This is a genomic window from Microbulbifer jejuensis, from assembly GCF_047289955.1.
Classification (GTDB): domain Bacteria; phylum Pseudomonadota; class Gammaproteobacteria; order Pseudomonadales; family Cellvibrionaceae; genus Microbulbifer.
The window spans coordinates 1-10,154 of the sequence record NZ_JBLBUB010000048.1 but is presented as its reverse complement, the minus strand read 5'-3'; the positions used below and the strand labels follow the sequence as shown (position 1 = coordinate 10,154).

Below are 10,154 nucleotides of genomic sequence, written 5' to 3'. Positions count from 1 at the left end.
ACTGTCTCATGTCGACCTGCAAACTCAACAACGGTATTCTTATCCATAGCAGCGTATTCCTGGTTGGTTGACTGTTTGGCGACAACAAATCAACCAGATACGCTGCTTTCTTTCAAACCCTCAAACACCAGATTCGGTTATAACTCGCTGGGCTGGACGGCCTACGCTGCGCTCCGATCGCCCCTGTTGGCAACGTTAGAAATGATTGTCTATTCCAGGATAGTAATCAGGATAATAGTGGTCACGGTGACCACTATATAAGTGTTAAGTGTACTAAGGATTAAGCTTTGATCGTAAAAAAGGTATTCCTTGCGGCTATTTATACAATTGGAACATTGATAATGGCTGCATTGGCAGCAGCGGGTGGGACCAATATAGGATTTATTAGGCAAGGCGATTTCGACCAGGGATCTTTCAAGGCTCTCATGTTTTGTACGCTAGGGGTTCTATTAATTTACTTAGTTCACAGGGTAGTACGCAACAAAACAGACTTTTATTATAAGTCATCTCGAAAGGCAGGTGAGTGGATAGGCGTTAGTTTGTTTGCTGTTGCATTTATTTATTTCGTGGCAAGAAGCTGCTCGTTTTAAAAAACTTAACAAAAAGCAGCACGTTAGCCCGGCAACAAACGCCGGGCCGGACAGCCTACATTACGCTTCGCTTCATTTTGTCCGCCCGTGTGCTGAGCGTTAGCCATAAGGTCATCCTAGAGTGAAGATCTTCATGTTTTTTTCAATGATGCTTTCTGCTCAGGCAGCATTTGGCTGTTACTGCGTGAGTTCTCCACTTGAGGAGAGATATTTGGAGTCTGACTATGTTTATCTTGGTCAGGTCCGCTCTTCGACGCTTGGCGACAATGGCGTAGTCACGAACAAGCTAGCTGTACTAGAGAAAATTAAGGGCACAGCAGACACTCAGATTGTAAAAAATACATTGTTCCCCGATGATATGTGCGCGTCCCACATGGTTGTAGGGTACAAATATGTGGTTTTTGGAAAAATTGATTCGACGCCAGAAATACATTCATGTTCAAACACTCGTTCGCTCGTGGACATTGGCAAAGAGGGGCTGGCACTGCTCCAAGAAATGGCTAACAAACGCAAGCAATAAGCTAGAGCCCTTCACAGGATAGCGCCAGCCGCGTTTACCCTGAACGTGCGGGGGACTCGGTGAACTGGCCCCGTATGGCAGCATTTGGGCGAAAGATGATCTCAGGGCATAGGGAGGGCTCGGACCCGATAGATTACGAGAGAGCAGACCTCACGGATGCTGCAGTACTGGCTTACCTGAATGTGATTGCCAGGCGCCAGGACAAGGAGAAAGCTGCGCTGGAGAAGAAGGTTTTTTGGTTGCGGTATTATTACAGATGGGAAATGCAAGATGTGTGCAGGAAGGTTGACCAAAGCAAAAGCTGGGTAATTAATATGTGCAAAGTCATCGAGGGAACGGTGGAGGCGCTTTATTTGGCGGATAATGCTGCATAACTGTATTTAAATACAGTTTGAGCTGTTGACAGTGTACACGTCTACACACTAATCTGAGCTAAGCTGTCGCGAAGTATGCGCAGCGGGACTATACCCCCTTTGAAAGCCCTACTCGGTTGATCCGGCGGGGCTTTTTTATACCCACAGTTGGCTTTTTTAAGTGTAAGTGCGCTCCCTCTCTCCAAGAGGTGCTAATTCCGGCACCGAATGGATCAGTGCTGAAATTAACTTTTATGTGCTTACTTATGCAAAGGTCGAAACGAGATAAGCTCTAGGGGTGGGTAAACTGAAGGCGGACCTTCTGAAACCTCAAAAGGTTTGTTGCAGCGTCAAATCGTATACGAGCAAGGTAATAACAGCTTTGAGTATTGATTGGTCGAGCTGCTGTACTGATCGCTGCGGACCCATTGGGGCTGTCAAAGCTATCATTAATAACGACTACTGTGTTGGTAACAGCGCCACCGGCAAAAGCAGGCTGACAAACTTCAAAAAGGATGATTGCCATTACTGAGTTGGGGTCATTATCAGCCCACCACCACCTAAGAAACTGTAGTACCCCTCCATTTGGTAGATCCACAACTTGAGCGTCGGCGAAGCGCTCCGTACCGAGGCGGCTGAGTTCTAAACTATTTCCAGCCGAGTACAACCACTGTGAACCGGTTGTATCAACCCGACCGATGAATTCCTTGGGAGAAACGGGTGAGTAGTCTGTGCTTCCAGATGGAAATAGATAAGCCTGGGCATCGGGATTAATGGTCGAAGGCGAGCTAGAATTCAGACTGTCATTCAAATCAATGCCAGACGCTACGTAGACGTTATTCGCATCTCGATCAAAGCCTAACTCTTCAAGTATGGCCGGGTCGGTCACGAGAACGTCATCGTTGGCAAGTGCTGCTTGAGTGGTGGTAATGAGGCAGAAGCTTGCCACGAGGGCATGACCAAGCCAGGTGATTTTGAGATGTTGTAACATTTCGTACACTTCCTTGCTATTGAAAAGTTGATGTGGAACTGCAAATTATTTAGTTTGCAAATAAACGGATGTCTGATGCTGGTGTAATATCGTTTATTAATATCGCATTGATTGCTGTATTCACTATTTGAAAGATATGAATTTTATTGGATGGTTTATTGATTTGCATCAAATTTGATAAATGATGCGTTGCAATAACTGTCAAAAAAATTAATGACGTAATATTTTATTTCACTGCTCAACTTTGGTGCATCAGATCTGGCTCTCAACTACTTGCAAGATGGCTTCTAACAAAAAATTGGAAAATTAAATTTATTCTTTTAGAAGAAAGATTCTAATATTAATACTCAACACGCCTAGTGCGGGCTTTCATGTGGCTGAAATTCGGCTGAGTGGCCGCTCTATGGATAAAATACTCGAATGCTTTGCAATAACCAGATGCCAGTTACTTACCATCGCTGCCTGGTTGCTGTAGCAACTTAACGCGCCTAGGCGTTAAATACCAGATAACTCCAGCAATTAAATACTGCACGAAGATATTTCCGACCCAGTTTGCCTCTCCGGTTCGATTATCTATCGTCATCAAAAGCATGGTGGTGGCAGATATTAGGTTCAACCAGATAGTGAACCAGATTAGACCTAAATTTGCAGTAAAATTTCTGGTGGCGAGAATTAGGAAAACACCCAGAACTGCATACCTCGCCAAAATTATTAATTGAAACTCTTGGTACGGTGGTATCTGCCCCCACCCTGGAGGCCATGATAAAAGCATCATCGGATAAATGCCAAAGATAAAAAATATACCTATAGTCTTCAGGGCAGTGGGGAGGTATTTGGCACGGGTGATGTCGTCCATAGTTTTCTCCAGAGCGGAGACCGCTTTTAAGTTGTTTTGGCCACGTTCAAAAATATAGACAAAGTAATCCCAAGTCCGCCCAGCGCGGGCTTTTTGAATATACAATTCAGCTTTTGATCCAAAGTCACTGCCCCTATGGATGAAATCCTCAGATTCTTTGCAATAGCTAGGCGCCAGTTATTTACCATTACTGTCCTGTCGTTGTAGCAATTTAACGTTTTTGTGAATTAGATACCAGAGAACTCCGGTGATTAAATATTGTACGATAATATTTCCTCCCCAGATTATTTCCGCGATTCGATTTGCTACCACCATTACAAGCATGACGCTGCCAGATATCAAGTTCAGCCAAATAGTGAACCAAATTAGACTGATATTTACAGCGAAATTTCGGGCGGAGAGAATCAGAAATATACCTAGAGTTGCGTACATTACCAGTGTAATTATTTGAAACTCTTGATACGGCGGTGCGAACCCCCACCCCGCAAGCCATCCCAGTCGCATCAACGGGTAAATACCAAAGATACAGAATATACCCCAGTTTACAGCGGTATTTATTTCACTAAAGAGTTAATTAGTTGCGGCAAGGTGAGTGGATAAAAAATCCTATTGACTCAATAATCGGGATATGTGACTGTATTTCATAGTTGTCGTGGTTTGGACAATTCGCGATGACTGATTGATTATTCAACAACATAGAAGGGAAAACTATGAAATATAAATCTATCTTTGCATCTTTTTTTGTGGCTATCTACAGCGCGGTCGTTATTGCGGGTGATGATGCGGTCAATTGTAGGGTGGAGACGAGCTTCGTTACTTGGTGGTATGGCTCAGCTACCTGTTCTACGAGCTCAGGTGAGCGGCTATCCGAATATAGCTCTCGATCTCCTGTCCCCAGTATATATTTATTCGGCTCAGATGGAAGAGGCTGTAGCGCATTCTACCCATCTTCGTTTACTGAACAAGTACCAGTACAAGTCTGTGATTACACCCCAAAAGCTGGAATCAGAACACTTGATTTCCCGGACACTAACACGATAAGTGTTTCAGCATTTGGTACTGATAGGGACGGTTCTATTGTATCTGAAGAGTTGTGGGTGGATGATGTTAAGCAGAGTGGTACATCGCTTCTTTTGAGGGGTTTTCAGGGCAAATCATTCAAAGTTGCTTCGCGTGTAACCGATAATGATGGGTACACTGATGAGCTCGTAAAATTTGTGACGCTTGGAGACCCTTGTCCTGGCCCCGTTCCATCGTGTTGATTGCTCGGCTTGAAGTTGTAGATTCACCATAGTTTCAATTATTGAAATCCTCCCCGTCTGTAAGGCGAGGAGGATAGTAATCCGATAAAAAGCCGTTTTTTAAACAATTCGATATGATCTTGCCCACCAGCAACGGACACGCCATTAAGCAGCTTGCTGTGCCTCAAACGCTTCTGGGCTGAGGTAGCCGTTGGCGCTGTGAAGGCGGGTTCGATTGTAATCCACTTCTATGTATTCAAACACCGTTTCACGCATCGCCAGTCTTGTTGGAAAGGGTTCGCCATGAATCGATTCTACTTTTAGTGAGTGGAAAAATGTTTCTGCGCAAGCGTTGCCGTAGCAGTTTCCCTTCGCGCTCATGCTACATTCCAGATTATGCGCTTTGATCAGCGACTGATAATCTTGGGAGCAGTATTGGCTCCCCCGATCAGAGTGCACGATAACTCCCCTAGGCATTTTTCGTCGCCACAGGGCCATACGCAAAGCATCACAGACTAGTGTGGCCGTCATTCGCTCTGACATCGCCCAGCCGACAACCAGGCGGCTGTAGAGATCTATCACTACAGCCAGGTATAGCCAGCCTTCTTCTGTCCATAAATAGGTGATGCCCCCAACCCATTTCTGATTCGCCACCGTAGCATTGAAGTTCTGCTTCAGTAGATTGGAAGCCACCGGCAAATTGTGCTTCGAGGAGGTAGTGGCCTTATACTTCTTGGCTGCCTTAGCCCGCAGCCCCTGCCGCCGCATGCTGGCAGCAACTGTCTTACGGTTATACACATTACCTCGGCTTGCCAGTTCCTCTGCCTGCTCCGCCAGCTGCCGTTTCAGCCGGGCATTCTCAGCCGCTAGCTGTTTCTCGGCATCTCCTCGATCCTGGTGTAATCTAGCCTTACTCCGCCAGCCGTAGATCTGGGAGGCATGCAGGCCGAGCTGTTTGGCTGCAGCGCTTACGCCCACCTTAGCCGCCAGCGCCAGGGCCTCTGACCGGTACTCCTCGGAGTATTGCTTGCGAGTGGTTTTGGTTGATTTCTTTAGTCTTGCCATGGGTCACCTCTGTCGCGTAGTTTATCGCTTAAGAGAGTGTCCGTCGTTGGTGGGCAAGATCAAAACCTCCTTGACCCGCGCTAACCCGCGGACTTTTACTTGGCGAATTAGACCAATGGTTTTGCCCCAACCGAAACCCTCCTCAATTCGCTTGCGTACCTTCATGCTCGCTTGATATCCGCTGTGCCGAGTGGTGCGTCCGTCAATAGCGGAGCCACCGCGGCGCTTGGTATTTTGGGCCACATGCGGAGTTACATTGGCACCACGACAGGCGGCTACGAATCCCCGAGTGTCGTAACCTTTGTCTGCGCCAACGGTTTTGCGTCGTGAGCCCGGCAGCTCCGTCAGCATCTGCTCGGCTGCTTCCCGCTCAGCGCAGCCATTGGCTTGCGTTACCGCCGCCTGTACGATCAGGCCATTACGGTTTTCCATGGTGGTGTGACCCAAATAGGCCAGCTTGGCTTCAGCACCTTTGGATTTTTTGTACAGTCGAGCCTCTGGATCGGTGCGCGATTCGTGCGTTTCATTGCTGCGCTTTTCCTTGTGGAAGTCCCGCTCGCTGTTGCTGCCACTGCCCTCATCGTCGTCGCTGTCCTGCTTGCGACGAAAACTGTTCTGCGAGGCCCACGCCTGAATCAAGGTGCCATCAACGCTGAAATGCTCTTCCGACAACAGTTGCTTCTGCCTAGCTATCTGCACCACTTCTTCGAACAGGGTGGGAATAATATCGTGGGCAAGCAGACAGTCACGATTCTTGCTGAAAGTGGAATGATTCCACACCTTATCATCGATACTGAGGCCAACGAACCAGCGGAATAATAGGTTGTAGCGTGTCTGTTCCATCAGCTGGCGTTCACTACGCACGCTGAATAAAACCTGTAGAAGTAGGGCTCGCAGTAATCGCTCCGGGGGATGGACTCCTTGCCGTTCGGTGCATAAGCGCAGTCGAGCAGCCAGTCGATACGCTGTAAGGCCAAATTAAATTCCTGACGAATCTTTCTCAGTGAGTGGAATTTGGGGACAAATTCTTCCCGGTGAACCGTGGTGAACAAAGCTTCCTGTGTAATATCTGCACCGCGCATACACTATCTCATTGTGGGGTATCGACCCGAGCATTGTACCAAAGCCAGTAAATACATGAGCCTATTTCAACAGCCTGTTAGTGTTTAATTTTCCGGATGAGCCCCTCTTGGGCGGTGGAGGCTACGAGGAGACCATTGCGGGTGAAGATCTGGCCGCGGGTGTAACCCCGGGCGCCGCTGGCCGAAGGGCTGTCGGTTACATACAGAAGCCACTGATCGAAACGGAAATCCCGGTGGAACCACATGGCGTGGTCGATGCTGGCGGGCATCAGGTGGGGGTCGAATAGAGAGGTATGGTGGGGCTGCAAGGCGGTGCCCAGCAGGCCCATGTCGGATGCATAGCAGAGGGCGGCGCGGTGTTCCATGGGGTCGTCGGACATCCCACCCTCTGCGCGCAGCCAGAACATACACTTGGGCTCGTGGATTTCGGCAGCAAAGTAGCTGTGGGGGTCAACGGGGCGAAAATCGATCATATAGCGTCGCTGATCGTATTGTGGGCTTATAAGGCCCGCTTCCAGCGCCAGTTGCTGGGTATTCTTCAGGCTCTCTGGCGCCGGAATCTCTCCGCAAGGCATCTCCGCCTGATGATCGAAGCCTGCCTCCTTGATTTGAAACGAAGCGGACATGTTAAAGATGGCTCGCCCCCGTTGCTTGGCAACAACCCGCCTGGTGGTGAAGCTGCCACCATCACGGATGGGATCAACCTCATAGATAACAGGCAATTCACTTGAGCCTGGGCGTAAAAAGTAAGCGTGCAGGGAGTGAGACAGACGGTTTTCCACTGTGCGGCTGGCGGCGGTCAGGGCCTGACCCAACACTTGTCCGCCGAACAGTATTTTTCGATAGTTTTCCACATGGTGGCGGCTGCGAAAGAGGTTGCGATCCAGCTCTTCGACATCGAGTAGTTTGTTCAGTGTTTCAAACATAGACGAGGTTACCTGTTAACCGGGATATCAAACGGGCCCTTTATGATCTGCGTGGCTGTCGCCTTGCAGAAGCGGTGTAACTGCCCGGGGTTACTTGTATCTCTGGCGCCCGTGTCGCATTCATCTGCCATTGGACTGGCTGACTGGTTAATAATAGGGATAGCCGGGATTGTCCGGGAGGGTGTTTAGGGGTTACTCAGCGCGGCTATAATAATAGCAGCCGATGACGCAAAAAACATCCATGGTCATCGTTTTGTCCGGCTACTTACCTAATGGATCATTAGTCGCTACCGCAGCCGCCGCACTGCGGAACCAGCGAGTGCCAAGTGTGCTTTTGCCTCCTTAAAGGGGAGTCGGGGGGTAGGCTACGACTTTTTTGAGCGAATTGGTCAAATTTTAGACATAATGACCTATCTTTCCTCGTATTAACTAGACTAATTTCCCGATTTGCTTTTCCAAGCGACCCGAATTGCCTATTATTCATGAACAAATAGTCAATTTCAGTTCCCAATATTACGGGCAGAAAAGGTTGGAAATATGGATAAGGCAAAAGAGAAGGTTCAGAGGTTTCGCGCACGAGAGCAGCGCATCCTGGATGCAGCTCTGGAGCTTCTGCTGGAGCACGGTGAAGAAAAGGTCACTGTTGAGCAGATTGCCGACCGTGTGGATATCGGCAAAGGCACTATCTACAAGCACTTTGTTTCAAAGACGGAAATTTATATGCGCTTGTTGATGGATTATGAGCGGTCTCTCGCTGAGCGCCTCAAGGTAGCTGTGGGTAATGCTGAGCAGGGAGATATTACCGCACCAGCCCGGGCCTATTTTGAGTCCCGTATGGCCGATCCCGGCAAGGACCGGCTCTTTCAGCGCCTGGAAGAGAAGATCATCGCCCTGAACCAGGCCCCCGAGATGATCGCCGAGCTACACACAATCCGCAATGCCATTGCCTCTGCACTGAATCGGGTATTTGAGCGCAGGATGGAGCAGGGCATGATCAAGAGGGTACCCGCTTATTATTACTATTCCACCTACTGGGCTTTGGTACAGGGGGCTGTGGAGCTTTACCATTCCAAATCGTTCGCCGATGTGATTGAGGATAGGGAAGGCCTGATGGAGTTCATCATGGATGTGGGCGTCCATATCGGTGATATCTCTTCCCGCAAGCCCCAGGAAACCAGCCACTCAGGTGATATTGCGGGCCCCTCCTTTGGCTGAACCACTTTTCCAGCAGTTGCAGGCGTTGCAGAAAACGTTTCAAGGATACCCTCCGGTTGAAAAGTGGAATCCGGATTTCTGTGGCGATATGGATATGGTCATCAAGCGCGATGGCCGATGGATACATGAGGGCAGCGAGATCCGCCGGCAATCACTGGTCAAGCTGTTTGCAGGGATTCTGAAGCGGGAAAGGGGGGAGTACTTCCTGGTAACTCCGGTGGAGAAGTTGCGTATTCAAGTAGAAGATGTGCCTTTTGTGGCGACACAGGTGGCACGCAATCCGAATGGCGATGCGCAGACGTTGTTGTTTACCACCAATGTGGGTGATGTTATTGCGCTGGATAGGGGTTGTAATTGGCGCTTGCAGCAGTTCGGTACCCCTTCGCGACTAATCCCCTATCTCGAAGTTCGCGGTGGTCTTCAAGCGAGGGTTTCCCGTGATGTCTTCTATCAGTTAGTCGATTGGTCTGAAGAGGATAAAAATGACTTCGACAGCACGGGAAAACTGTTTGTTCGAAGTGCTGGTAAGGACTATCTACTCGGGTCTTATAATTGATGCTATATAATCCATTAATTTAGGGCCAGCACTTCGTCGACTCTGGGCTTCTTCATTAATTCTCCTCTTCTTAGCGGCTTCATAAAAAAGCCTCAACCTGATTTTTCCACTTTTCATTTAAATTTTGTATTTGCGACAGGCTGGATAGGCACTATTCCGTTGTCATTCATTCATTTGAAGTCTTGGTGAATTTTTATTGCACTACAAGATTCAAAAAATAAAAATTTGCATTCTTTGCTGGAGAAATTACTAAAAATATTAAATTTTAACAAATCCGTAACATGGAGTTTCTATACTCTTCCGTGTTCATATCACATAGGTGAGTAAATCAAACGTAATTTCAGGGCAGTCAAAAAGTGTGTTGTTTGGTTTGATGGTTATGCCTTTCAGTCCTTTCAATGCTTATGAGCTGCCCATGTCAAGGGGTGAGATTCCTGTAGGGGGAAAGATGAAGCGCGTACAAAATCAGCAGGCGCACTCTGGGAGGATTAAAATCAGGTTGCGCTAGACTGGAACTCCTATGGTTATACTATAGAGGAGCCTCAAATTACTAGTGATCCTGAAGAGTTGGCCAACTCAGTATTTAGCGAAGATAAAATTTATCCGGCTATCTCTCGGTAGTGTTCAGAATTCTGTGTCATTTCTTTATCATTAGCAAAAAAGAGATGACCTATGACTAAACATACTTTCGATATGGATGCTGCTATCAAGGCGCTGCGTGAGGGCAAAGACCTCAGCGGCAAAGATGGCATCCTGACG

The 10,154-nt window shown here is 48.1% G+C and carries 9 protein-coding genes and 1 pseudogene; 4 read left to right on the top strand and 6 right to left on the bottom strand.

Features of this window, described 5'->3' with window-relative positions; translation table 11 throughout:
- Positions 1–711 precede the first annotated feature (711 nt).
- Both ACL7TT_RS19830 and ACL7TT_RS19825 read left to right on the top strand, forming a co-directional pair.
- Positions 712–1,110, top strand: coding sequence for a hypothetical protein (locus ACL7TT_RS19830; RefSeq protein ID WP_413397931.1), 399 nt, complete (start codon positions 712–714; stop codon positions 1,108–1,110).
- A gap of 74 nt (positions 1,111–1,184) precedes the next feature.
- Entirely contained in the window at positions 1,185–1,484 is a 300-nt protein-coding gene (locus ACL7TT_RS19825) for a hypothetical protein (RefSeq protein WP_413397930.1), read from the top strand.
- A 271-nt stretch (positions 1,485–1,755) separates the two neighbouring features.
- Here ACL7TT_RS19825 and ACL7TT_RS19820 read toward each other — a convergent pair whose 3' ends face one another.
- The 6 genes and pseudogenes from ACL7TT_RS19820 to ACL7TT_RS19795 all read right to left on the bottom strand — a co-directional run bounded on the left by ACL7TT_RS19820 (position 1,756) and on the right by ACL7TT_RS19795 (position 7,624).
- Positions 1,756–2,454 carry a hypothetical protein gene (locus ACL7TT_RS19820; RefSeq protein ID WP_413397929.1) on the bottom strand — a complete coding sequence of 233 codons (699 nt, stop codon included), beginning with the start codon at positions 2,452–2,454 and terminating at the stop codon, positions 1,756–1,758.
- Positions 2,455–2,899: 445 nt separating this feature from the next.
- A complete protein-coding gene (locus tag ACL7TT_RS19815) occupies positions 2,900–3,310 on the bottom strand; it encodes a DUF6632 domain-containing protein (protein ID WP_413397928.1) in 411 nt (136 codons plus the stop codon).
- A 177-nt stretch (positions 3,311–3,487) separates the two neighbouring features.
- A complete protein-coding gene (locus ACL7TT_RS19810) occupies positions 3,488–3,826 on the bottom strand; it encodes a DUF6632 domain-containing protein (RefSeq protein ID WP_413397932.1) in 339 nt (112 codons plus the stop codon).
- Between the two features lie 890 nt (positions 3,827–4,716).
- On the bottom strand, positions 4,717–5,616 hold the full coding sequence (locus ACL7TT_RS19805; protein WP_413397927.1) for an IS3 family transposase: 900 nt from the start codon (positions 5,614–5,616) through the stop codon (positions 4,717–4,719).
- Positions 5,617–5,637: 21 nt separating this feature from the next.
- Positions 5,638–6,698 (bottom strand): annotated as a pseudogene (locus tag ACL7TT_RS19800) (IS5 family transposase).
- Positions 6,699–6,775: 77 nt separating this feature from the next.
- Positions 6,776–7,624: an acyl-CoA thioesterase gene (locus ACL7TT_RS19795; protein WP_413397926.1), complete on the bottom strand. Its 849-nt coding sequence runs from the start codon at positions 7,622–7,624 to the stop codon at positions 6,776–6,778.
- Between the two features lie 537 nt (positions 7,625–8,161).
- On the opposite strand from ACL7TT_RS19795, the gene ACL7TT_RS19790 reads away from it, so the two are divergent.
- On the top strand, positions 8,162–8,839 hold the full coding sequence (locus ACL7TT_RS19790) for a TetR/AcrR family transcriptional regulator (RefSeq protein ID WP_413397925.1): 678 nt from the start codon (positions 8,162–8,164) through the stop codon (positions 8,837–8,839).
- Positions 8,832–9,395, top strand: coding sequence for a DUF1285 domain-containing protein (locus tag ACL7TT_RS19785; protein WP_413397924.1), 564 nt, complete (start codon positions 8,832–8,834; stop codon positions 9,393–9,395). The genes ACL7TT_RS19790 and ACL7TT_RS19785 overlap by 8 nt, the downstream gene beginning before the upstream one ends.
- Positions 9,396–10,154: the final 759 nt, after the last annotated feature.

Bases quoted from the DNA above. Each gene is read 5' to 3' on its own strand.
- ACL7TT_RS19825 (WP_413397930.1), top strand. From the start codon at position 1,185: ATGGCAGCATTTGGGCGAAAGATGATCTCAGGGCATAGGGAGGGCTCG.
- ACL7TT_RS19820 (WP_413397929.1), bottom strand. From the start codon at position 2,454: ATGTTACAACATCTCAAAATCACCTGGCTTGGTCATGCCCTCGTGGCA.
- ACL7TT_RS19815 (WP_413397928.1), bottom strand. From the start codon at position 3,310: ATGGACGACATCACCCGTGCCAAATACCTCCCCACTGCCCTGAAGACT.
- ACL7TT_RS19805 (WP_413397927.1), bottom strand. From the start codon at position 5,616: ATGGCAAGACTAAAGAAATCAACCAAAACCACTCGCAAGCAATACTCC.
- ACL7TT_RS19795 (WP_413397926.1), bottom strand. From the start codon at position 7,624: ATGTTTGAAACACTGAACAAACTACTCGATGTCGAAGAGCTGGATCGC.
- ACL7TT_RS19790 (WP_413397925.1), top strand. From the start codon at position 8,162: ATGGATAAGGCAAAAGAGAAGGTTCAGAGGTTTCGCGCACGAGAGCAG.